Below are 21,443 nucleotides of genomic sequence, written 5' to 3'. Positions count from 1 at the left end.
TGGAGAACACGAGGTTGATAGGCTCGGGGTGTAAGCTCAGTAATGGGTGTAGCTGACGAGTACTAATCGGTCGAGGGCTTATCCTACGGTTTGCTTTTCAAAGCAGACCAACGGCCAAGCCGCACAGGCAAGAGAATTTCTAGCGCAGGTTCGTTTCGCATCCGGTTTTCAGGGCGCAAGCTCTGTAAGCTGCAACGCTGTATGGCAAATGCCAAACAGTAGGTCTGGTGGTAATGGCGGAGGGGTCCCACGCGTACCCATCTCGAACACGACCGTTAAGCCCTCCAGCGCCAATGGTACTTGGACCGCAGGGTCCTGGGAGAGTAGGACGTCGCCAGGCTAAACGCAGCAAAAGAAAACCACCTTCTTCGGAAGGTGGTTTTTTTGCATGGTCCGCAACGAAGCGATAAAAGGCGGACTTGGCGGAAATAACGGATCTTGAGTCCGCTTGCAGACGTCAGATAACGTAGGTTAGCGGGCAGGGCAGCTATCGGCCTGCGATCAAACTAGCTCCGCCGTCTCGAGGTGAAGCATTGGAACGTGACGCCGAACTTGTCCTTCACGACGCCATAGGCAGGGCTGAAGTGAAAGGCGCTAAGCGGCGTGATCACCTCGCCGCCTTCACGAAGCGCATGATACATGCGCGTAGCCTGCTCGGCGTCTGGGGTCGTGATGCAGACCGTGAGCAGGTCTCCTTCACGCGGGCTTTTTCCCGGCTCAGAATCGGAGACCATAAGTTGGGCCTCTCCGATTTTTAATTCGCTGTGCGCGATCCGTTCCTTAAGCGCTTCCGGCATCGAGCCGTCCGACGCGCCGGGGCCGGCGCCGAAAGTCTGGCTGAACGTTACTTCTGCGCCAAGCGCTTCGACATAAAAATCGATGGCTTCCTTGGCGCGGCCGTCTAGCTGGATAAAGGGAACAAAATGAATGCTCATTGGGATCAGCTCCTTGGCTTTTATTGGGTCACCCATCCGGCGTCCTCAAAGCCAGCTTACCCGTTAATCGTGACAAGTCTTGTCATCGATGCAAAAAAACCGAGAGCTCAGAGCTCATCGGTTTCTTCGTAAGAAGCTAGGATCGAATTCAGCAGACCCGGAAAGCGCGTCTCCAGATCCTCTTCGCGAAGGGACAACAGGCGCTGGGTACCGTGCATTCGCGTGCGCACGACGCCCGCTTCGCGCAGCGTACGGCTATGGTGAGAGACGGTGGACTTGGCGATCGGCAGCTCGATATCGCCGCAGGCGCGTTCGCCGTTCTGTCTCAGCTTGTAGACCATCATCAAGCGAACCGGGTCGCTTAGCGCATATAAAACGGAAGAGAGCTGAATATCCGCTGTATCTGGGTGGAAAAGCGGCTTCATGAGGCGGAGCCCTCCTTGTTTAAGTTCGTAATTGCATTTTATCATAAGGGATGTTATATTTCTATTGTTCGATGATCATAGAACAATAAAACATTGAAATAATGGAATGGAGATGAACCAAATGAACGCAAAAAACGCGATTAGCGGCGCAGCTGCGATGACGGAGGCACCGTCCTTTAAATCGGAAAAGGTCGCGACGCTCATCCTTGGACTTGCCATGGTACTCGTTATTATGAATACGATGATGTTCAATCTCGCGCTGCCGGATGTTACGCATGACTTCGCGCTGTCGCCGTCAAGCGCATCCTGGATCGTGACCGGTTATTCCATCGTATTCGCGATAGCCTCGATTACGTACAGCCGTCTGTCGGATTACGTGCCGATCAGGCGACTTGTCGTGATTAGTCTGCTGCTCTTCGGTCTTGCCGCGATCATCGGCCTGTTCGCAAACAGCTTCCTGATGCTGCTGATCGTACGGATCGTGCAGGCGACAGGCGCAGGCGCGATTCCCTCGCTCTCGCTGGTGCTTATCAGCCGGTACGTGCCGGTGGAGCGCAGAGGCGCCGCGATGGCGATCATCATGTCCGCCGCATCGCTCGGCCTGGGCTTGGGCCCTGTTGTAGGCGGAGCCGTCGTGCAATATCTCGGTTGGCACTTCTTGTTTGCCGTCAGCGCCTTGACGCTGATCCTCGTGCCCGTGCTGGCGATCGTACTGCCGAGAGAAAACAAGGGAGCTGGATCGCTCGACCTGCCTGGCGCGCTGTTGGCCGCGGTGAGCACGACAGGCCTGCTGTTATTTTTGACGAACCACCAGTGGTACATGCTCGCCGGCGGCGCGCTGGCGCTCATTCTGTTCGCCGCCCGCATCCGTACGGCTCGATATCCGTTCGTGCTGCCGGCGCTTTTCGCGAATCGCAAATACCTGCTGCTTAGCGCGGTCGGCGTCGCGGCGTATCTATCCAGCTTCGCGACATTGTTCCTGCTTCCGCAAATACTCGTTCATCTGCACGGTCTCAGCGCGATCGAGTCCGGACTCGTGATCTTCCCAGGCTCGCTGCTCGCGCTCCTGATGTCTCGCAAGGTCGGCGGCATCATCGACCGCAGCGGCAACGCGGCGATTATCCGTTACATCCCGGTGCTTATTCTGCTCTCCGTCGCTTTGTTCGCGCTGCTGTCCGGTACGTCGTACGTGTCGATCCTGTTGATCTACATGCTGCTAAGCCTTGGCTTCACCTTCATGACCAGCAGCATCTCCAACGAGATGTCGCGGCTGCTGCCGGCCTCGCAGATCGGCTCCGGGATGGGGCTGTTCCAACTCCTTCAGTTCGTGAGCGGCGCATTCGGCGTGGCGCTGTCCGCGAGCGCGATCGATTGGCAGAAGAGCCTGCCGCTGCATGAAGCGTACAGCAACATCTACTGGGGGCTGGCAGTCGTCGTACTGCTGTCGATCGGCTGCGCCTACCTCTACCTCCGCGGCAGAAGCGCGAAGCCTGTGCTCGCCTCGGCCGTGCAAGCGGAACGCCCTTAAGCTATAGTGGTAGCATAAGGGAGGTTGGGCAATCGCATGGACATTCGTCATTTGACGCTCGAGGATTTCGACGAGCGGATCGCATTATCCGAATTCGCCTTTCAATTTAAGCTGCCGCCGGACCGACGGGCGACGGAGCTGCGTTACTTCCGGCCGGAGGAGCATCTAGGCGCCTTTGACGAACAAGGCAAGCTGCTGTCGGCGCTGATCCTGCTTCCGTTTCGCGTATGGGTGAACGGAATCAGCATGGAAATGGGCGGCATCGCGGGCGTGGCGACCTGGCCGGAAGCGCGTCGGCATGGCTGCGTGTCCCGCCTTTTGCATGCATCGCTGGCGAAAATGCGCGAACAAGGGCAGACCATCAGCATGTTGCATCCGTTCGCTTTTCCCTTTTACCGCAAATTCGGTTGGGAGATGACCTGCGAGCGCAAAAAATACGAGCTTGAGCCGCGTCATTTTCCGACGAAACGGAATTCGCCCGGAAGCGTCGAGCGAATCGCGCCTAATACGGCGGCTGTCGCTGACCTGTACGCCAAAGCCGCATCCCGGTATACCGGCATGCTGGACAGGAGCGAGGAATGGTGGACGCGCAAGCGCTGGATAACGCCGGGCCTGCTCGCCTTGTATCGCAACGAATCGGGCGAACCCGAAGGCTATCTTCATTATCAGGTGGAAAATCGGGTCATGACGGTGCTTGAATGGGTATCCTTTACGGAAGGCGCCCGCATCGGCCTATGGGATTTCGTCGGAAACCACGACTCCATGATCGACCGCCTTCTGATGACGGTGCCTATGGACGATCCGCTGCCGTTTCTGGTCGCCGATCCCCGCTTTAAGCAGGAGACGCATCCGTACTTTATGTCGCGCATCGTCGATGCTGAAGCGTTCGTGTCCCAATACCGGTTCGCGTCCGGACCTGAAGAGACGCTGCTGATTCGACTGCAGGATGCGCATGCGCCCTGGAACGACGGCACGTTCCGTCTGGCGATCGGGACGGACGGCAAGGCAACGCTGGCTCGCGCGGAAGAGGAATCCACGGCATCGGTCACGCTGGACATTCAGACGCTGACCGCGCTGCTGTTGGGCGGGCGACGTCCGGGGCTATTGGCCGAGGCAGGTAGACTGGGTGGCGATTCGGAGCTCGTCGGTCTGCTCGAACGGCGCGTGCCGAGATACGAGACGTTCCTGATGGACTTTTTCTGAAAGATCGAGGAAGGCGCATCGCCATCTGCCGACAGGCGGCTGCGATGCGCCTTTCGCTACGGTTTTTGTTTCTTGGCGGCTTCGTACCGGTCGACCGCCTCCTGGACCGGATCCTTGCCCGGCAGCTTCGAATTGATGCGCAGCAAGAGAACGATCACGGCAACGAGCAGAATCGTATTTACGATAGTCATCAGATCACCGCTTTCCGTTGATGATTATAATGTAAATGATAACCAGATCGCCGGATAGAGAAAAGACGCAATCTGCGATCGTTAAACAGGGCCGAATCGGTGCATACTGAGGAGGAGAGCGACCGATAGCCCGGTTGCCGACCGGAACAGCTTGCGGGGTTGCATTTTATTATAAAGCGCGTATAATATGGTTATAGTCAAAGAAAGTCAAAGTCAGAAGTCGAAGCCGTTCTCCGGAAAGGGGGTTAGGCTCTTGCTATGCGCAACATATCCGATCTGATCGAGCACTATCTGAAGCAGATCTTGCAGACCAGCGCAGGCTCGATCGAGATCCAGCGGGGAGATCTGGCGGAGAAGTTCTCTTGCGTGCCTTCTCAGATCAACTACGTCATCAGCACGCGGTTTACGCTCGAAAAAGGGTATAGCGTAGAGAGTAAACGGGGAGGCGGGGGCTACATCCGCATTCAGCGCGTGGACCTTCCTTCGCTGGAAGCCGTTCAGCGTCTGCTGCATCAGAGCGCAGGCAGTCGGATCGACGAGAACAAAGCCAACGGCTTGATCTATCAGCTTGAAGAAGCAGGGATCGTCACTGCCCGGGAGGCGCATCTGATGCGTACGGCGCTTTCGACGGAGGCATTGCCGCTCAAGCAACCGCTGCAGGACGAGCTGAGGTCCAACCTGATGCGGGTCATGCTGTTGGCGCTTCTCGCGCGTTAGAATCGGCCATTGTCCAAGTTCGCGAACCTTTAAGCCGTGGGGAGGAGATCAAGTTGTTATGCCAGGAGTGCGGCCAGCGGCCGGCTACGCTTCATTTCTCGAAGTACGTCAACGGAGAAAAGACGGAGCTGCATATATGCGAGGCATGCGCCAGGGAGAAGGGCGAGCTCATCCCCGGCACGTCGTCCGGCTTTTCCATCCACAATCTGCTCTCCGGCCTCATGGACTTCGATCCCGTCGGACTGTCCGGCGCCAAAGCGCAAGTCCATCAGCAGCGCTGCGAGGGCTGCGGGATGACGTACGGTCAATTCAGCAAGCTCGGCCGGTTTGGCTGCGCCCGCTGCTACAAGCAGTTCGCGGAACGGCTCGACCCGCTGCTGAAGCGCGTGCACGGGAACACGGTCCATGTCGGCAAAGTGCCGAAGCGGGCCGGCGGACTGGTCAGGCTGCGCCGCGAGATCGACGGCTTGAAGCGGGAGATGCAGACCCGGATCGAGGGCGAGGACTTCGAGTCCGCCGCCGATCTGCGCGACCGCATCCGCGAGCTCGAGCGCGAAGTCCAGAACGGTTAGGGGGCACGGCACATGGGTAATCGGAAATATACCGCGGAGGCGCTGAGCCCCTGGATGAAGGAGGACGCGCCGGATCGCGACGTCGTACTCAGCAGCCGAGTTCGCATCGCCCGGAATCTGCGGCATCTGCCGTTTCCGATGATGGCCAGCGCCGCCCAGGCGTCGGAGGCGATGGATCGGCTGCTCCTCGTGAACGAGAGCGGCAGGCTGAACGGTCTTGGGGAAGTCAGCAGCGTGCGACTGTCCGAGCTGAGCGAGCTGGAGAAGCAGGTGCTCGTGGAAAAGCATCTGATCAGTCCGGCGCTGGCGAACCAGGCCCAGCATGCGGCGCTGATGCTCGGCCCGGGCGAAGACGTCAGCCTGATGGTGAACGAAGAGGACCATTTGCGCATTCAATGTCTCCATGCGGGATTTCAATTGAAGGAGACTTGGGATACCGCGAGCAAGATCGACGATATCTTCGAGGAGGCCGTCGACTATGCCTTCGACGAGAAGTACGGCTTCCTGACCAGCTGTCCGACCAACGTCGGCACGGGCATTCGCGCATCGGTCATGATGCATCTGCCCGCGCTCGTCATGACGGGTCAGATCAACCGGATCCTGTCTGCGGTCACGCAGGTCGGCCTTGCGGTCAGGGGCATGTACGGCGAGGGCAGCGAAGCGACGGGCAACCTGTTCCAGGTGTCCAACCAGATCACGCTCGGCCAGTCCGAGACCGAGATCATCGAGCATTTGCATGCCGTCGCCAGGCAGATCATCGAGCACGAGAAGGCGGCGCGGGCGAAGCTGATGGGCGAGTCGAGAATAAAGGTCGAGGACCGGATTAAGAGATCGTTCGGCATTCTGAGCTATGCGGCCGTCATCGACGCGAAGGAAGCTTCCCAGCGTCTGTCGGACCTGCGGCTCGGCGTTCATCTGGGCCTGCTGCCCGGCGTGGACGAGGGCACGCTTAATGAGCTGCTCGTCTCGATTCAGCCCGGATACTTGCAGCAGGCGTACGGCGAAGCGCTGAGTCCGGAGCAGCGGGACATGACCCGCGCCCAAATGATCTCGTCCAGACTGGCAACTCATGTCTAAATCATCTATTCTTATATTATACGGAGGAGGTGCTGTCTCATGATGTTCGGACGATTCACCGAACGCGCACAGAAGGTTCTTGCATTGGCACAGGAAGAAGCGGTGCGCTTGGGACACAACAATATCGGCACGGAGCACATTTTGCTCGGTCTTATCCGCGAAGGCGAGTCCATCGCCGCCAAGGCGCTGATCGCGCTGGGCCTCGGACTCGAGAAGATCCAGGACGAAGTCGAATCCCTCATCGGACGCGGCCAGGAGCAGCCCACCAACATCGCCTACACCCCTCGCGCGAAAAAGGTCATCGAGCTGTCGATGGACGAAGCGCGCAAGCTCGGCCATACGTACGTCGGCACGGAGCATATCCTGCTCGGCCTGATTCGCGAAGGCGAGGGCGTGGCGGCGCGCGTGCTGAACAACCTCGGCATCAGCCTGAACAAAGCGCGCCAGCAAGTGCTGCAGCTCCTTGGCAGCAGCGAGAGCGTATCGCAAAATCACGGGCCTTCTAACAACGTGAGCACGCCTACACTCGACGGCCTGGCCCGCGACCTGACGGCGAGCGCACGCGACAACAATATCGATCCGGTCATCGGGCGCGCCAAGGAGATCGAACGCGTCATCCAGGTGCTCTCCCGCCGGACCAAGAACAACCCGGTACTCATCGGCGAGCCCGGCGTCGGCAAGACGGCGATCGCCGAGGGCCTGGCGCAGCGCATCGTGAACAACGAGATTCCCGAGACGCTCCGCGACAAGCGCGTCATGACGCTCGACATGGGCTCCGTCGTCGCCGGCACCAAGTACCGCGGCGAATTCGAAGACCGCCTGAAGAAGATCATGGACGAGATTCGCCAAGCCGGCAATGTCATCCTGTTCATCGACGAGCTGCACACGCTGATCGGCGCGGGCGGCGCGGAAGGCGCGATCGACGCGTCCAATATCCTGAAGCCGGCCCTCGCGAGAGGCGAGCTGCAGTGCATCGGCGCGACGACGCTCGACGAGTACCGCAAGTATATCGAGAAGGACGCCGCGCTCGAGCGCCGCTTCCAGCCGATCACGGTCGACCAGCCGTCGCCTGAAGAAGCGATCCAGATCCTGAACGGCCTTCGCGACCGCTACGAGGCGCATCACCGGGTCAAGATCACGGACGATGCGATCGAAGCCGCGGTCAAGCTGTCCGATCGCTACATCACGGACCGTTTCCTGCCGGACAAGGCGATCGACCTGATCGACGAAGCCAGCTCCAAGGTGAGACTGCGCTCGTACACGGTACCGCCGAATCTCAAGCAGCTTGAGGCGCGTCTGGAGGATATCCGCAAGGAAAAAGACGCCGCCGTTCAAAGCCAGGAGTTCGAGAAGGCTGCCGCGCTGCGCGACACCGAGCAGAAGATCCGCGAAGAGCTGGATTCTACCAAGAATACCTGGAAAGAAAAGCAAGGCCGTACGGACTCCGAGGTGACGCCAGACGATATCGCCCAGGTCGTCGCGAGCTGGACCGGCATTCCGGTCGTCAAGCTGGCCGAGGAAGAGACCGAGCGTCTGCTCAAGCTGGAGAGCATTCTGCACGACCGCGTCATCGGCCAGGAAGAAGCCGTCAAGGCTGTCGCCCGCGCCGTACGTCGCTCCCGCGCGGGCCTCAAGGATCCGAAGCGTCCGATCGGCTCGTTCATTTTCCTCGGCCCGACCGGCGTCGGCAAGACCGAGCTCGCCCGCGCCCTGGCCGAAGCGATGTTCGGCGACGAGAACGCGGTCATCCGCATCGACATGTCGGAGTACATGGAGAAGCACTCCACGTCCCGTCTCGTCGGCGCGCCTCCCGGATATGTCGGCTACGACGAGGGCGGCCAGCTGACCGAGAAGGTCCGCCGCAAGCCGTATTCGGTCGTCCTGCTTGACGAGATCGAGAAGGCGCATCCCGAAGTGTTCAACGTGCTGCTGCAGGTGCTCGAGGACGGCCGTCTGACCGACTCGAAGGGCCGCACGGTAGACTTCCGCAACACGCTGATCATCATGACGTCGAACGTCGGCGCCGACCAGATCAAGCGCAATTCCTCGCTCGGCTTCACCGCCGTGCAGGATGCGGGCAAGGACTACAACAACATGAAGGATAAGGTGCTGGGCGAGCTGAAGAAGTCGTTCCGCCCCGAGTTCCTGAACCGGATCGACGAGACGATCGTCTTTCACCCTCTCGCCGAAGAGCACATCGCGCAGATCGTCACGCTCATGGCCGACGATCTCAAGAAGCGCCTCGTCGAGCACGACGTCAAGTTCGAGCTGACCGAAGCGGCCAAGAGCTTCCTCGCCAAGGAAGGCTTCGATCCGGCTTATGGCGCGCGTCCGCTGCGCCGGGCGATTCAGAAGCATATCGAGGATCGTCTGTCCGAGGAGCTGCTGCTCGGCAAGATCTCGAAGGGCGACTCGCTCGAGATCGACGAGAAGGATGGCGCGCTGGTCGTGAACAACACCAAGCCGTCGTCTCCCGAAGAGAGCGAAGCGGTCAAGAACAATAGCTAAGCCGATCGCCGTCCGCATCCGCGCCGGCGGGACACTCGTCAGAGTCGTCCCGCCGGCGTTTTTGCGTTGATATGCTTATGCAGAGCGTCCGCCATTCACAATGTCGATTGCGCCCCGACCCCGCAGCGCTTATGATCAACATAGACATAAAGCGAGGTGGAAGGCTTTGCCGATCAAAGTGCTGATCGCCGACGACAACTCATTTATCCGCGAAGGCATGAAAATCATCCTGACCAGCTTCGAGGAATTCGAGGTGGTGGGGACGGTCGAGGACGGCGCGCAAGCCGCTGCTTTCTGCGAGGCGCATGCGCCTGACGTCGCTCTGCTTGACGTGCGCATGCCGAACATGAACGGCGTGGAGGCGGCGCGGCTCATCGCGGCCAACACGAAGACCAAGCCGCTCATTTTGACGACCTTCGACGACGAGGAGTATATTCTCGAAGCGATCAAGGCGGGGGCCAGAGGCTACCTGCTGAAAAATAACGATCCGGAGCGGATTCGCGACGCCATCAAAAGCGTGCATAACAACCACGACGTGCTCCAGGACGTCGTGCTGGATAAGATCAAGGCGCAGCTCGCGCAGGGCGCGTCTCCTCAACCCCAGGCGCCGTCACCCGCTCCGTCGGCCAAGCGGGGCGAAGCGATCGACAGGAGCCTGTTCACCGAGCGCGAGCTCGACATCATGGAGCAGATCGCCCGCGGCTTGTCGAACAAGGAGATCTCGCGCAAGCTGTTCATCTCCGAAGGCACGACGGCGAACTATATTACGTCGATCTTGAACAAGACGGGCCTCGAGCACCGCACGCAGATCGCGATCTACTATCTCACGGGCGAAGCCCGCGTGCCGGAAGAGGAGTAGGAGAAGCCGATGGAGCTGTGGCTGCTCGGGAGCAAATCCGCTCTGCTGCTGTTTATCGGTTACATGTTGTACGGGACGCCTCACGACGAATCGTTCCGGCCCGCTTATATGCTCGTCCTGTTGATCTATACGTGCCTTAGCTTCGGCATCCCGCCCCTCAGGCGCATGAAGACGGCGTCGCTCGCGGTGTCGGCGCTGTCCGCCGCCCTTGCGGTCTACGGCGCGCTGGAGCTGCACCCGCTGTTCCTGCTGCTCGCCGTACCGAACCTTTACGAAGCCGCTTCGGGCCTCGGCGCCGCCAACTGGCAGTCCGCCGTCGTGCTGGCAGCGGCCGCCGGGCTGCTGCCGGCGCAGGACCGGCCGATCTATGGGCTGGCGGCGGCGCTATGCCTCATGCTCTACATCTCGACCTGCAGGCTGCACGCGCGGCTTGCCCTTCGCGAGGAGGAGCGGGACAAGCTCCAGGACGACGCGCGCAGGCTGACCCGCGCGCTCGCGGACAACGAGGAGTATGCGCGTCAGTCCGAGTACACGATTATCCTCGAGGAGCGGGGAAGGCTGTCGCAGCAGATCCACGACGAGATCGGCCACTCGATGGCCGGCGCGCTCATTCAGATGGAGGCGGCGAGGCGGCTGCTCGATACGAACCGGGCGAAGGCCGAGGAACTGCTGGGCAATGCGATCGTCATCTCCAAGGAAGGGCTGGAGCGCATCCGACTGACGCTGAAGCAGTCGAAGCCGCCTGCCGAACAGCTCGGCATCGGGCGCCTGCAGTTGTTCGTGGACGAGCTGTCGGCGAAGCAGGACATTCGGGCGACGCTGAACTACGCCGGGGATCTCGATACGATCACTCAGCTTCAGTGGCGTATCATTCAGGCGAACGTTACCGAGGCCGTCACCAATTCGCTTAAATACAGCGGCGCCGATTCGATCGCGGTCGAAGTGCTCGTCCTGAACAAATTCGTCAAGGCGGTCGTGCGCGACGACGGCCGCGGGGCGGACAAGGTGGTCAAGGGACTCGGCATCGTCGGGATGGAGGAGCGCGCGGCGTCGGAGGGCGGCACGATCATCGTCGACGGCTCGCGCGGCTTCAGCGTGACGACGCTGCTGCCCGTGCGCGCGGGCTCATGAAATTCTCATGAGCGATTCATATGAGATTTCTCATGCCAAAGGATGAACTTATGCACTGACATAAGGGCGTCCTTTTTTTTATGATTAGATCAACAAATGAACGACGGGAGCGAATGAGCGATGAACATTATCGAGATCGGCGGACTGACCAAGAAGTTCGGGGACTTCGCGGCGGTGGACAATATGTCTCTCACTTTGAAGGAAGGAGAGATCTTCGGCTTCCTAGGCGCCAACGGCGCGGGCAAGAGCACGACGATCAGCATGATCGCCTCGCTGCTCCGTCCGACGAAGGGCGAGATCAAGTTTCTCGGCAAAAACATCGCCAAGCACGCGCACTTCGCCAAAATGAACATCGGCATCGTGCCGCAGGATCTGGCCATCTACGAGGACATGACCGCCTTCGAAAACGTGAGATTTTTCGCCGGGCTGTACGGCTTTCGCGGAAACGAGCTGAAGGCGCGGGTCGAGGAGGCGCTCAGCTTCGTCGGACTCGGCGACAAGCACAAGGAGATGCCCAAAAACTTCTCGGGCGGCATGAAGCGCCGGCTCAACATCGCCTGCGCCATCGCGCACCGCCCGAAGCTGATCATCATGGACGAACCGACGGTCGGCATCGATCCTCACTCGCGCAATTACATTTTACAATCGGTCAAAGAGCTTAACCGGATGGGCTGCACGATCCTCTACACGAGCCACTACATGGAAGAAGTCGAAGAGATCTGCACGCGGATCGCGATCGTCGACCACGGCAAGATCATCGCGGACGGCACCAGGGAACAGCTCAAGGCGATCATCACGGACTCCAAGGAGATCTGGATCGACGTGAAGAGCGTCGAAGGCCTGAATCAAGAGCGGCTTAAAGAGATCCGCGGCGTCCTGAGCGTCCGAATCGAAGAGCAGCGGATCAAGATCCAGTCTCGCGCCGAGATCGCCAACCTGAACGACATCGTTCAACAGCTCATCCGCGACGGCATGGAGATCCGCGCGGTCGAGGAGCAGGCGCCGAACCTTGAGACGGTATTCCTGACGCTGACCGGCCGCAATCTGAGAGACTAAGGGGGACGAGAGCGTGAACACGCTGCATATCGCAAAAAAAGAAATCGTATCGGCGCTGCGCAACAAGTCCACCTTTCTCTTCATGCTCGCCTTTCCGATCGCGCTTATGCTCATCCTGGGGCTGGCGCTGTCGAACGCCTTCTCCGGCAGCATCGAGATCAGCGACGTGAAACTGGCGTACAAGATCGACCAAGCGAGCCCCGCGCTGGCCGCAGGCTGGGAGAGCTTCGCCAAGGCGGCCGAAGACAGCGGGGTCTCGATCGAGCCGCTTCCTCCCGGCCAGGACGGCAAGCAGGCCGTCAAGGAAGCCCAATTCGCAGCCTTCGCCGACGTCTCCGACAAGGGCATCGCCTACTACGACAACAGCCGGAGCACGATCGAGAGCAACATCCTGCAGGGCATGCTGAGATCTTTCGCGGACCGCTACAATCTGGAGGCCGCCTTCGCGAGCGCAGGCGCATCCTCTCAATCGAACGGCATCGGCCATTCGCCCGCTCAGCTGGTGAAGGCTACGTCGCTTACGGCGGACAGCCAACCGAATTCTATGGACTACTATGCGGTCGCCATGACGACGATGATCGCCTTGTACGCGGCGCTTAGCGCCTCCGCGCTCATCGAGACCGAACGGACCCGCCACACGATCGTCCGGCTGGCGGCAGCGCCGGTGTCCAAAGCGGAGATATTCGCCGGCAAGGTGCTTGGCAGCACCGTCATCAACGCCATCTTCATCGTCGCCGTCATGCTGATCAGCCATTTCGCCTTCGGCGCGAACTGGGGCGATCATCCGGTGCACGTCCTGCTCGTTCTGATCACGGAGGTGCTCATGGCCATCGGCTTCGGCCTCGCGGTCGGCATGATCTTCCGCAGCAAAGCGTCGCATTCGTTCTTGCTCATCTTCATCCAGATCGCCTCGTTCGTAGGCGGCGCATACTTTCCGGTGAATGACTTTACCGGCTTTATCGGCGCCGTATCCTACTACTCGCCGCTGCGCTGGAACAACGCCGGCGTCATCGAGACGGTGTTCGGCGGGGACACCGCCCCCGCTTTGATGGCCGCAGGCTATAATCTCGCGGGCGCCGTCATCCTGCTCGCCGTATGCATGTTCTTTATCCGCAGAAGGGAGACGATCTAACCGTGAAAACGATCCTCTGGCTCATGGCCCATACTTTCCGCAACACCTTCCGCAAACGCTCGAACATGATTTTGTTCCTGCTGCCCGTCGCCGGCGTCCTGATATCCGCCGCTCTCTACGGCAATGCCGGCGGCACGGGCCTCCGCATCGGCATCGTGCAGCAGGACGGGGCGGACGTCGTCGGCCGCGACGTCGCCGCCTTCATCGGGGCGCTGGACGGCGTCAAGATAACGGATACGTCGGATGCCGAATTGAAGGACCAGATCGCGGCGGGCAAGCTGGACGCGGGCATCGTCATCCCCGCGGGGTTCGGGGAGACGCTCAAGACAGGTACGCCCGAGCAGCTCGAGCTGCTGTCCGTCAAGGGCGCGCAGGTGACGGCTTACGTACAGGCGATGCTGGACGGCTACCTGAACAACGTCGCTTCGATCGCCGCGGAAACGAAGGGAGACAAGGCGCGCTTCGAGCAAATCTACGGCGAGTATTCGCAGGGCGGCTTCAAGGTGAGCCGCGAGCAATTGAACGACGCATCCAACGTCAAAGACACGACGTACCAATCGCTCGGCTTCCTGGTCGCCTTCATCATGTTCTCGTCCGTCAACATGTCGGAGATGATCCTGCGCGAGAAAGAAAATCGCACGTTCCTGCGCCTGCTCTCCTCGCCGGTTACCGCCCGGTCGTACGTCGCGGCGAACGTGGCGGTCAATATCGTCGCGATGGTGTGCCAGATCGCCCTGACGCTGACTTTCATGCGAGCGGTGCTGCATATCGACTCGGGCGTACCGGTCATGCAGCTCGCGCTGGTCCTGGTGCTGTTCGGCCTCGGCGCGATCGCGCTGTCGCTGCTGATCGTCTCGCTTTCCAAGTCCAAGGGCCAGTCGAGCGCGCTGCAAAATCTCATCATCACGCCGACATGCGTGCTTGCCGGCTGCTACTTCCCGATGGATATCATGCCTGACGCCATCCGCAAGGTCGGCGCGTTCCTCCCGCAGCACTGGCTGCTCGACACAGTGAACCGGCTGCAGCACGGCGACAGCTTCGGCAGCCTGTATATGAATCTGCTGGTGCTGGCCGCCTTCGCCGCCGCTTTCGCGGCGATCGCGATCTTCCGCTTCAGCCGCAACAACGATACGAGAACCTTCGTCTAAGTACGATCGCCACTCCCCAATCCGTCGCCTGGGTCCGTCCCGGCGGCGGATCTTTGCGTCGGGGCAGGGTCCGGACTTTAACCGGGGAGAGCAAGTATGATACACTTCTTGTAACTAGCGAATTAATGAAGGGAATCCCATGGCCAAGCTGAAAATCAAGTTCGTCTGCACCGAATGCGGCACCGAATCGCCCAAGTGGATGGGCAAGTGCCCGGGGTGCGGCGCATGGAACACGATGGTAGAAGAAGCCGAGCCGGTCGTCAAGGCGAACGTCGGCCGCAGCAGCGAGCTGACCCGGACGAAAGAAAAGGCCCAGTCCATCATACACATAGAAAGCGGCAAGGAACCGCGGATCCCGACGGGAAACGGGGAGCTCAACCGCGTGCTGGGCGGCGGGCTCGTGCCGGGCTCGCTCCTGCTCGTCGGCGGCGACCCCGGCATCGGCAAGTCGACGCTGCTGCTGCAGACGTCGAACGCGCTCGCCGGCCAAGGCCTGACCGTGTTGTACGTGTCCGGGGAAGAATCCGTCCGGCAGACCAAGCTTCGCGCCGACCGGCTGGGCGCGCTTAGCGAGCGTCTGTTCGTGCTGTGCGAGACGAACCTGGACCTCGTCGAGCAGTCCATCGAGGAAGTGAAGCCGGACTTTCTCGTCATCGATTCGATTCAGACCGTTTACCGTCCCGACGTGCCGTCCGCGCCGGGCAGCGTCGCGCAGGTGCGCGAGTGCACGGCCCAGTTCATGCGCATCTCCAAGCAGGGCGGCGTCGCGACCGTGCTCGTCGGCCACGTCACCAAGGAAGGCGCGATCGCCGGCCCGCGGCTGCTCGAGCACATGGTTGACTGCGTGCTCTACTTCGAGGGCGAACGCCATCATTCTTACCGGCTGCTTCGCGCGGTCAAGAACCGCTTCGGCTCGACCAACGAGATCGGCATCTTCGACATGTCGGAGGACGGCTTGCGCGAGGTGTCGAACCCGTCCGAGCTGTTCCTCACCGAGCGTCCGCTCGGCGTGTCCGGCTCGACGGTCGTCGCGAGCATGGAGGGGACGCGGCCCGTGATGGTCGAGCTGCAGGCGCTCGTCGCGCCGACGCACTTCCCGTCGCCCCGACGCATGTCCTCCGGACTCGACCATCATCGGATATCGCTCGTGATCGCGGTGCTCGAGAAGCGCATGGGGATGTTTTTTCAAAATCAGGATGCCTACGTGAACGTCGCCGGCGGCATCAAGCTGGATGAGCCGGCGGCGGATCTGGCCGCCGCGGTCAGCCTGGCGTCGAGCTTTCGCGACCTGGCTACCAAGCCCGACGACGTCGTCTTCGGAGAGGTGGGGCTTACGGGAGAGGTACGGGGGGTCTCGCGCGCCGAGACGCGCGTCAAGGAAGCGCTCAAGCTCGGCTTCAAGCGGGTCATCCTGCCCGAAGCGAGCATGAAGGGCTGGCAGCCGCCCGCGGGCATCCGGCTGGTACCCGTCAAATCTGTGGCCGAAGCGCTCAAGGCGGCATTGGAATAGGGGGAACGGATCGCGTGACGAAGGAGATCAAAGACAAAGAACGCGAGCAGCAGGACGTCATGAACCAGCTGCTGCGGATGGTCGCGCCGGGCACGCCGCTGCGCGACGGACTCGAGAACGTGCTGCGCGCCAAGACCGGCGCGCTCATCGTCGTGGGCTATGGGCCGGAGGTGATGGAGGTCGTCGACGGCGGCTTTTCCATCAACTGCGACTTCAGCCCGAACTATCTGTACGAGCTCGCCAAGATGGACGGCGCGATCATCCTGAGCGAGGACGCCAAGCGGATCTTGTACGCCAATACGCAGCTGATTCCCGATCCGTCGATCTCCTCGATCGAGACGGGCATCCGGCACCGCACCGCGGAGCGGGTGGCCAAGCAGACCGGGCAGCTCGTCGTCTCCATTTCCCAACGGCGCAATATCATCACCCTGTACCAAGGCCAACTGCGCTATGCGCTCAAAGACATGGCGGTCATCTTGACGAAGGCGAACCAGGCGATCCAGACGCTGGAGCGGTACCGGGCGGTCTACACGCAGACGCTGACGGACCTGTCGGCGCTGGAGTTCGAGAATCAGGTGACGATGCACGAAGTCGTCTATGCCCTGCAGCGAGCCGAGATGGTGCTGCGCATCCGGATGGAGATCAAGCGGTACGTGCTCGAGCTGGGCAACGAAGGCCGTTTGATCAACATGCAGCTGGAGGAGCTGGTCGGCCATGCCGAAGAAGAGGCTCGCCTGCTGCTCAAGGATTACGCGAAGGATGCCTCCGAGGAGCGCATCCGCGAGATTCAGCACGCGCTCAAGAAGCTGAGCTCCGACGAACTGCTGGATTCGGTGCTGATCATCCGGCTGCTGGGCTACGTGTCGCTGAGCGCCGTGGCCGAGGAGGGACTGCCGTCCCGCGGCTATCGGATCCTGGGGAAAGTCTCGCGGCTGCCGGCCGTCATCATCCACAATCTCGTCGATCGCTTCGGCGCGCTGACGCATATCGCCCAAGCGTCGATCGAGGACCTGGACGAAGTAGACGGCATCGGAGAAGTCCGCGCCCGCGCGATCCGCGACGGACTGAAGCGAATCCGGGATCAGGTGTTCATTGACAGACAGATATAGGCATCATACAATGGGGAATGTTGCCTGCGGAGACGATATCTGCATCCGCTTGCAGTCGGCTCTTAGACTAGCCCGCCTGGGCCATTTCGTCTCAAGCGTTGGCGATCGGCTCGATCGGGTATAGTAAAGTAGAGGTGAAGTCCAATGTTTACAAAGTCATTGCCGAACCTGTTCACCATAGGCAATTTATTTTTAGGCGTATTATCGATTATATTGGCGTTCAACGACCGCGCGGACGGCGCGGCCTTGCTCGTGATCATCGCCATGCTGCTCGACGGCCTCGACGGCCGGGTGGCCCGGGCGCTGAACGTCCAGAGCGAGTTCGGCAAGGAGCTGGATTCGCTGTCGGACGTCATCTCGTTCGGCGTCGCGCCGGCCTTCATCATGTACCAGGCTGCCTTCACCGACGTCAATCCGGCGCTCGCGTGGATCATCACCGCGATCTTCCCGATCTGCGGCGCCTTGCGGCTCGCCCGCTTCAACGTGATCGAGGGCATTCCCGGCTACTTCATCGGACTGCCGATTCCGGCGGCCGGCGGCGTGCTGGCTACGCTCGCCCTGTTCCACAACGATTTGCACGTGTACTTGCTGCTCGTCGCGACATTGGCGCTGTCCTTCCTCATGGTCAGCAGCCTGAAGTACCCGAACTTCAAGAAGCTCGGGCTGCCGAAGGCCGCGATCTGGGCCGTGCCGCTTGTCGTCGTCGCCGCGGTGATCCTGGCGTTCATGTTCCCGCGCGCGATCCCGAACTTCATCCTCGTGATGCTGCTCCTCTACGCGCTTTGGGGCCTAAAAAAAAACGTTGAGCGCCTGTTCTCCGGCGCCTACAAGCGTCTGCGCCGCAAACGGCGCAAGAACGAGGAACGACCGCGTCGCGGCGCGTAAGCGTTCCGCAGCGGTTCGGCGGCGTTCGCTCGCTGAAGCTTAATCTCTTACCGACGACACAAAAGCCGTCCTTCGCCATATCGGCGTCGGGACGGCTTTTTTAGTTTGACGCGACGTTCGTCCTGAACTAGGTCAGGTTAAACCAGCCGAGCGTGCTGCACTTTTCCGATTCCTTGGTAACGACTTCGTCCAGGTTGACGCCAAGCAGATTGCAATAAGCGGACAGATAGAACAGGTTCTTGCCCATCTCGGAACGAATGATGTCGGCGCATTGCTCGCAGAGCTCGCCCGTCATGTGGGACTTGGTCTGGCGCTTGGCCTCGTCCAGTTCCAGATCGGGGGAGAAGCCCTGTTGCTTGGCGCTCAGCTCGATGCATCCGCATTCGGTGATGGACTTGGACACAGCCCGGTTGACCGAAGCGTTCGACTGACTGTACTTGGTCATGACATCCAGCAAGCTGCGGTGACGTAGCAAAAGCTCAGACACCTGCTCCTGAAATTCCTGCAGTGTTGGCGCGCTCATTCCATCCACCTCGGTTGCCCGTATTGGCGTTGCTTAGAACTCATTATAGAGCAAGGGCACGGGTATTACAAAGCGTTGCGTCAGGAGAATTAAGCCTTTTTCAGAATGTCCGGAAGACGGACGACCAGGTCAGCGCTCCCCGCGGGTCAGGCCCGCCTTCGCGTCGAACGAATGATTATCCCTGCCTTCCATAAGACCGGCTTCCGCGACCGCCGCGACCGCGCCTTTCGCCCCTGTTCAAAGGGCACGCTCCTCTGAATAATATATAAGTCCTTTCATGCTTGAATCCAGAGGTCTTGCAAGGAGATAATCAGCGCCAGCTTACCTCGCGACGATGAACGGAGCATGAACTTTAAAATTACGTTTTTCTCCCTCTCAAGTTCGCCCGGGACAGGATTAAGCCGGCCGGAATTGGACCATACTGGTAGCAAATCAGGTTATTCTTGGGAGTGATACTTATGTTGATGAAACGATTGATACAAGCCTTCGGGCTGCTCGCCGGGCTAGCGATCGGACAAGGATTCGCGTCTTCCGCGGGCGCGTCCGGCGGCGGCCGCGCGTCCTGGATGGGCGACGCGCTCGGCACGGCGGCTTACGGCGGCGGAATCGGCGCATACGCGACTTGGATCGGCGCCGCGTTGGGGCTGCTCGTCGCGACGGCTTGCGCGGGACCGCTCTCGGAGCTGCTGCGCAGGAGCGTCGACCGGCTCGCGGGGATGCCCGCCACGCAGCTGATCGCCGGGCTGGCGGGCGGCGGCACGGGTCTCGTCCTTGCGATGCTGCTTATGCCTTATCTCGGCGCGGTGCCGCGCGTAGGCGCGCTGCTCTCCGCGGCGACGGCGCTGGCGTTCGCGTACGCCGGGACGCATATCGGCCTGCGCAAGCAGGAGGAAGTGGCGGGCTGGGGCGCCGACCGGCGCAAGCCGGAGCCGGCGGCGGAAGACGCGCCGAGGTTCGAGGAGCATAAGATTTTGGATACGAGCGTCATTATAGACGGCCGCATCGCCGACATCTGCAAGACGGGCTTCATCGAAGGCACGCTGGTCATTCCCGAGTTCGTGCTGGAAGAGCTTCAGCATATCGCGGATTCGTCCGATCTGCTCAAGCGCAACCGCGGCCGCCGGGGGCTCGACATCCTGAACAAGATTCAAAAGGAACTGGACGTGAAGGTGCTCATCTACGAGGATCCGGGCGACGAGACCGGCGAGGTCGACAGCCGCCTGGTGAAGCTCGCGAAGGCGATGCGCGGCAAGGTCGTCACCAACGACTTCAACTTGAACAAGGTTTGCGAGCTGCAGGGCGTATCCGTATTGAACATCAACGATCTGGCGAACGCCGTGAAGCCGGTCGTGCTGCCGGGCGAGGAGATCGTCGTGCAGGTCATCAAGGACGGCAAGGAGCACGGGCAAGGCGTCGCGTACCTCGACGACGGCACGATGATCGTGGTGGAGGGCGGGCGCGACTTCATCGGCACGACGATGGAGGTGCTCGTCACGAGCGTGCTGCAGACGTCTGCGGGACGGATGATCTTCGCGAAGCCGAAGCTGCTGGAGCGGGCTTTGTAAAATGGGAGGGCTTGTCACGCCCTCTTGGAAAATGAACGCCGACCGGGTATGATGGAAGGGTATACGGGCGGGACCCGCTGGGGTCCCGTCCTTCTTCACGATTGCGGACGGCGTTTTTTGGGGACGCTTGTCCGCGATCATGCCAAGGCGAAAGAGGGCATGGACATGGATTGGGGAGCGGTCATCGTCGCGGCGGGAAGCGGCAAGCGCATGGGCGCCGGCATGAACAAGGCGTATCTGCCGCTGGACGGGCGTCCGGTGCTGGCGCATACGCTCGGGGCGTTCGAAGCTTGCGCCGCGGTGAGCGAGATCGTGATCGTGGCGGCTGCCGGCGAAGAAGCGCTGGCCGAGGCGCTCGCGCGCGAGCACGGCATCCGCAAGCTGACGGCCGTCATCCCCGGCGGCGCCGAGCGGCAGGACAGCGTGTACGCCGGCCTGGCCGCGCTGCGTGCCGAAGGCGCGCTCGTCCACGACGCGGCGCGGCCGCTCGTGACGCCGGAGCGGATCGCGGCCTGCTGCGCCGCGGCGGAGGCGAGCGGCGCAGCGGCGCTGGCGGTGCCGGTCAAGGACACGATCAAGCTGTCGGACGGCGGCGGCATGATCGTGTCGACGCCGGAGCGGAGCCTGCTGTGGGCGGTCCAGACGCCGCAGGCGTTCCGCCGCGCGGAGCTGATGGACGCCCACGAGCGCGCGCGCCGCGAAGGCGCGCAGGCGACGGACGACGCGATGCTGCTGGAGCGGCTCGGCCGCCAGGTGGCCATCGTGGAGAGCGATTATTCCAACTTGAAAATAACGACGCCGGAGGACCTGCCCATCGCTGAATTGCTGCTGGCACGGCGCCGGCGCGACGGATTGGAGCGAAACGGATGATTAGAGTCGGACAAGGCTTTGACGTGCATCAGTTGACGGAAGGGCGCGCATGCATCATCGGCGGCGTGAACATTCCATATGAAAAGGGACTGCTGGGCCATTCCGACGCCGACGTGCTGCTGCATGCGATCAGCGACGCGGTGCTCGGGGCGTTGGCGCTCGGCGACATCGGCAAGCATTTTCCCGACACGGACGAGGCCTTCAAGGACGCGGACAGCGTCGTGCTGCTCGAACGGGTATGGGCGCTCGCGACGGAGCGCGGCTACCGGCTCGGCAACGTAGACGCGACGATCATCGCCCAGGCGCCCAAGATGGCGCCGCATATTCCCGCGATGGTCGACGTGATCGCGCGCGCGCTCGGCGCGAATGCCGATCAAGTGAACGTGAAGGCGACGACCTCGGAGCGGCTCGGCTTCACGGGCCGGGGAGAGGGCATCGCCGCGCAAGCGGTCGTCTTGCTCGCGAAGGAAGCATAAGGACGGGAACGGGAGGAGCATGG

At 61.2% G+C, this 21,443-nt stretch carries 21 protein-coding genes, 2 rRNA genes and 1 pseudogene; 19 read left to right on the top strand and 5 right to left on the bottom strand.

The window, feature by feature from the left end; all coding sequences use genetic code 11:
• Both BM235_RS30110 and rrf read left to right on the top strand, forming a co-directional pair.
• Positions 1 to 86: ribosomal RNA gene (locus BM235_RS30110) — 23S ribosomal RNA — on the top strand; the annotation flags it as partial.
• Between the two features lie 137 nt (positions 87 to 223).
• Positions 224 to 340: ribosomal RNA gene (gene rrf / locus BM235_RS30105) — 5S ribosomal RNA — on the top strand.
• 166 nt (positions 341 to 506) lie between these two features.
• Here rrf and BM235_RS30100 read toward each other — a convergent pair.
• Both BM235_RS30100 and BM235_RS30095 read right to left on the bottom strand, forming a co-directional pair.
• Positions 507 to 935, bottom strand: coding sequence for a VOC family protein (locus BM235_RS30100; protein ID WP_090117960.1), 429 nt, complete (start codon positions 933 to 935; stop codon positions 507 to 509).
• Positions 936 to 1,042: 107 nt separating this feature from the next.
• The gene (locus BM235_RS30095; protein WP_090117959.1) at positions 1,043 to 1,360 is read right to left on the bottom strand and encodes an ArsR/SmtB family transcription factor; all 318 of its coding nucleotides are present in this window, start codon (positions 1,358 to 1,360) and stop codon (positions 1,043 to 1,045) included.
• A 121-nt stretch (positions 1,361 to 1,481) separates the two neighbouring features.
• On the opposite strand from BM235_RS30095, the gene BM235_RS30090 reads away from it, so the two are divergent.
• On the top strand, positions 1,482 to 2,888 hold the full coding sequence (locus BM235_RS30090; RefSeq protein ID WP_255374664.1) for an MFS transporter: 1,407 nt from the start codon (positions 1,482 to 1,484) through the stop codon (positions 2,886 to 2,888).
• 36 nt (positions 2,889 to 2,924) lie between these two features.
• Positions 2,925 to 4,091, top strand: a complete 1,167-nt coding sequence (gene eis, locus BM235_RS30085; protein WP_090117958.1) for a GNAT family N-acetyltransferase — start codon at positions 2,925 to 2,927, stop codon at positions 4,089 to 4,091.
• Positions 4,092 to 4,147: 56 nt separating this feature from the next.
• Here the strand turns inward: eis and BM235_RS32790 are convergent, their stop codons facing one another.
• Positions 4,148 to 4,282 carry a hypothetical protein gene (locus tag BM235_RS32790; protein WP_255374663.1) on the bottom strand — a complete coding sequence of 45 codons (135 nt, stop codon included), beginning with the start codon at positions 4,280 to 4,282 and terminating at the stop codon, positions 4,148 to 4,150.
• Between the two features lie 258 nt (positions 4,283 to 4,540).
• On the opposite strand from BM235_RS32790, the gene BM235_RS30080 reads away from it, so the two are divergent.
• From BM235_RS30080 to pssA, 12 genes are all read left to right on the top strand, one after another.
• Positions 4,541 to 4,999, top strand: a complete 459-nt coding sequence (locus BM235_RS30080) for a CtsR family transcriptional regulator (RefSeq protein ID WP_090117957.1) — start codon at positions 4,541 to 4,543, stop codon at positions 4,997 to 4,999.
• Between the two features lie 53 nt (positions 5,000 to 5,052).
• On the top strand, positions 5,053 to 5,571 hold the full coding sequence (locus BM235_RS30075; RefSeq protein ID WP_090117956.1) for a UvrB/UvrC motif-containing protein: 519 nt from the start codon (positions 5,053 to 5,055) through the stop codon (positions 5,569 to 5,571).
• 12 nt (positions 5,572 to 5,583) lie between these two features.
• Complete coding sequence (locus tag BM235_RS30070; protein WP_090117955.1) at positions 5,584 to 6,648, top strand: protein arginine kinase; 1,065 nt, start codon at positions 5,584 to 5,586, stop codon at positions 6,646 to 6,648.
• 39 nt (positions 6,649 to 6,687) lie between these two features.
• Positions 6,688 to 9,156, top strand: coding sequence for an ATP-dependent protease ATP-binding subunit ClpC (gene clpC, locus BM235_RS30065; RefSeq protein WP_090117954.1), 2,469 nt, complete (start codon positions 6,688 to 6,690; stop codon positions 9,154 to 9,156).
• Between the two features lie 166 nt (positions 9,157 to 9,322).
• Complete coding sequence (locus BM235_RS30060; RefSeq protein ID WP_090117953.1) at positions 9,323 to 10,015, top strand: response regulator transcription factor; 693 nt, start codon at positions 9,323 to 9,325, stop codon at positions 10,013 to 10,015.
• Positions 10,016 to 10,024: 9 nt separating this feature from the next.
• Positions 10,025 to 11,146 carry a sensor histidine kinase gene (locus tag BM235_RS30055; RefSeq protein ID WP_090117952.1) on the top strand — a complete coding sequence of 374 codons (1,122 nt, stop codon included), beginning with the start codon at positions 10,025 to 10,027 and terminating at the stop codon, positions 11,144 to 11,146.
• A 120-nt stretch (positions 11,147 to 11,266) separates the two neighbouring features.
• Positions 11,267 to 12,202, top strand: a complete 936-nt coding sequence (locus BM235_RS30050) for an ABC transporter ATP-binding protein (RefSeq protein WP_090117951.1) — start codon at positions 11,267 to 11,269, stop codon at positions 12,200 to 12,202.
• 13 nt (positions 12,203 to 12,215) lie between these two features.
• Positions 12,216 to 13,334, top strand: coding sequence for an ABC transporter permease (locus BM235_RS30045; RefSeq protein WP_090117950.1), 1,119 nt, complete (start codon positions 12,216 to 12,218; stop codon positions 13,332 to 13,334).
• Between the two features lie 2 nt (positions 13,335 to 13,336).
• On the top strand, positions 13,337 to 14,482 hold the full coding sequence (locus BM235_RS30040) for an ABC transporter permease (RefSeq protein ID WP_090117949.1): 1,146 nt from the start codon (positions 13,337 to 13,339) through the stop codon (positions 14,480 to 14,482).
• Positions 14,483 to 14,621: 139 nt separating this feature from the next.
• Positions 14,622 to 15,992 carry a DNA repair protein RadA gene (gene radA, locus BM235_RS30035; RefSeq protein ID WP_090117948.1) on the top strand — a complete coding sequence of 457 codons (1,371 nt, stop codon included), beginning with the start codon at positions 14,622 to 14,624 and terminating at the stop codon, positions 15,990 to 15,992.
• A 14-nt stretch (positions 15,993 to 16,006) separates the two neighbouring features.
• Complete coding sequence (gene disA, locus BM235_RS30030; RefSeq protein WP_369803576.1) at positions 16,007 to 17,101, top strand: DNA integrity scanning diadenylate cyclase DisA; 1,095 nt, start codon at positions 16,007 to 16,009, stop codon at positions 17,099 to 17,101.
• A gap of 144 nt (positions 17,102 to 17,245) precedes the next feature.
• Positions 17,246 to 17,986 (top strand): CDP-diacylglycerol--serine O-phosphatidyltransferase, encoded by a 741-nt coding sequence (pssA, locus tag BM235_RS30025; RefSeq protein WP_090117947.1) that lies wholly within the window; start codon positions 17,246 to 17,248, stop codon positions 17,984 to 17,986.
• Between the two features lie 127 nt (positions 17,987 to 18,113).
• On the opposite strand, the gene BM235_RS30020 is transcribed toward pssA, so the two are convergent.
• Together BM235_RS30020 and BM235_RS33035 are read right to left on the bottom strand one after the other, a co-directional pair.
• The gene (locus tag BM235_RS30020; RefSeq protein ID WP_090117946.1) at positions 18,114 to 18,509 is read right to left on the bottom strand and encodes a DUF1573 domain-containing protein; all 396 of its coding nucleotides are present in this window, start codon (positions 18,507 to 18,509) and stop codon (positions 18,114 to 18,116) included.
• 129 nt (positions 18,510 to 18,638) lie between these two features.
• Positions 18,639 to 18,728 (bottom strand): annotated as a pseudogene (locus BM235_RS33035) (hypothetical protein); the annotation flags it as partial.
• Positions 18,729 to 18,967: 239 nt separating this feature from the next.
• Between BM235_RS33035 and BM235_RS30010 the strand changes: the two are divergent.
• The 3 genes from BM235_RS30010 (at position 18,968) to ispF (ending at position 21,420) form a co-directional block, all read left to right on the top strand.
• On the top strand, positions 18,968 to 20,074 hold the full coding sequence (locus BM235_RS30010; protein WP_177244303.1) for a PIN/TRAM domain-containing protein: 1,107 nt from the start codon (positions 18,968 to 18,970) through the stop codon (positions 20,072 to 20,074).
• 165 nt (positions 20,075 to 20,239) lie between these two features.
• Complete coding sequence (gene ispD, locus BM235_RS30005) at positions 20,240 to 20,944, top strand: 2-C-methyl-D-erythritol 4-phosphate cytidylyltransferase (protein ID WP_090117945.1); 705 nt, start codon at positions 20,240 to 20,242, stop codon at positions 20,942 to 20,944.
• On the top strand, positions 20,941 to 21,420 hold the full coding sequence (gene ispF, locus BM235_RS30000; RefSeq protein ID WP_090117944.1) for a 2-C-methyl-D-erythritol 2,4-cyclodiphosphate synthase: 480 nt from the start codon (positions 20,941 to 20,943) through the stop codon (positions 21,418 to 21,420). Before ispD ends, ispF begins: the two co-directional genes overlap by 4 nt.
• Positions 21,421 to 21,443: the final 23 nt, after the last annotated feature.

Source organism: Cohnella sp. OV330, assembly GCF_900112065.1.
GTDB lineage: Bacteria > Bacillota > Bacilli > Paenibacillales > Paenibacillaceae > Cohnella.
The sequence above is the reverse complement of the archived record's forward strand: the minus strand, read 5'-3'. Positions and strand labels throughout refer to the sequence as shown.

What these genes read in the sequence shown, in the direction of transcription:
- BM235_RS30100 (WP_090117960.1), bottom strand. Translation starts at nt 935, where the DNA reads ATGAGCATTCATTTTGTTCCCTTTATCCAGCTAGACGGCCGCGCCAAG.
- BM235_RS30095 (WP_090117959.1), bottom strand. Translation starts at nt 1,360, where the DNA reads ATGAAGCCGCTTTTCCACCCAGATACAGCGGATATTCAGCTCTCTTCC.
- BM235_RS30090 (WP_255374664.1), top strand. Translation starts at nt 1,482, where the DNA reads ATGAACGCAAAAAACGCGATTAGCGGCGCAGCTGCGATGACGGAGGCA.
- eis (WP_090117958.1), top strand. Translation starts at nt 2,925, where the DNA reads ATGGACATTCGTCATTTGACGCTCGAGGATTTCGACGAGCGGATCGCA.
- BM235_RS32790 (WP_255374663.1), bottom strand. Translation starts at nt 4,282, where the DNA reads ATGACTATCGTAAATACGATTCTGCTCGTTGCCGTGATCGTTCTCTTG.
- BM235_RS30080 (WP_090117957.1), top strand. Translation starts at nt 4,541, where the DNA reads ATGCGCAACATATCCGATCTGATCGAGCACTATCTGAAGCAGATCTTG.
- BM235_RS30070 (WP_090117955.1), top strand. Translation starts at nt 5,584, where the DNA reads ATGGGTAATCGGAAATATACCGCGGAGGCGCTGAGCCCCTGGATGAAG.
- clpC (WP_090117954.1), top strand. Translation starts at nt 6,688, where the DNA reads ATGATGTTCGGACGATTCACCGAACGCGCACAGAAGGTTCTTGCATTG.
- BM235_RS30055 (WP_090117952.1), top strand. Translation starts at nt 10,025, where the DNA reads ATGGAGCTGTGGCTGCTCGGGAGCAAATCCGCTCTGCTGCTGTTTATC.
- BM235_RS30050 (WP_090117951.1), top strand. Translation starts at nt 11,267, where the DNA reads ATGAACATTATCGAGATCGGCGGACTGACCAAGAAGTTCGGGGACTTC.
- radA (WP_090117948.1), top strand. Translation starts at nt 14,622, where the DNA reads ATGGCCAAGCTGAAAATCAAGTTCGTCTGCACCGAATGCGGCACCGAA.
- pssA (WP_090117947.1), top strand. Translation starts at nt 17,246, where the DNA reads ATGTTTACAAAGTCATTGCCGAACCTGTTCACCATAGGCAATTTATTT.
- BM235_RS30020 (WP_090117946.1), bottom strand. Translation starts at nt 18,509, where the DNA reads ATGAGCGCGCCAACACTGCAGGAATTTCAGGAGCAGGTGTCTGAGCTT.
- BM235_RS30010 (WP_177244303.1), top strand. Translation starts at nt 18,968, where the DNA reads ATGTTGATGAAACGATTGATACAAGCCTTCGGGCTGCTCGCCGGGCTA.
- ispD (WP_090117945.1), top strand. Translation starts at nt 20,240, where the DNA reads ATGGATTGGGGAGCGGTCATCGTCGCGGCGGGAAGCGGCAAGCGCATG.
- ispF (WP_090117944.1), top strand. Translation starts at nt 20,941, where the DNA reads ATGATTAGAGTCGGACAAGGCTTTGACGTGCATCAGTTGACGGAAGGG.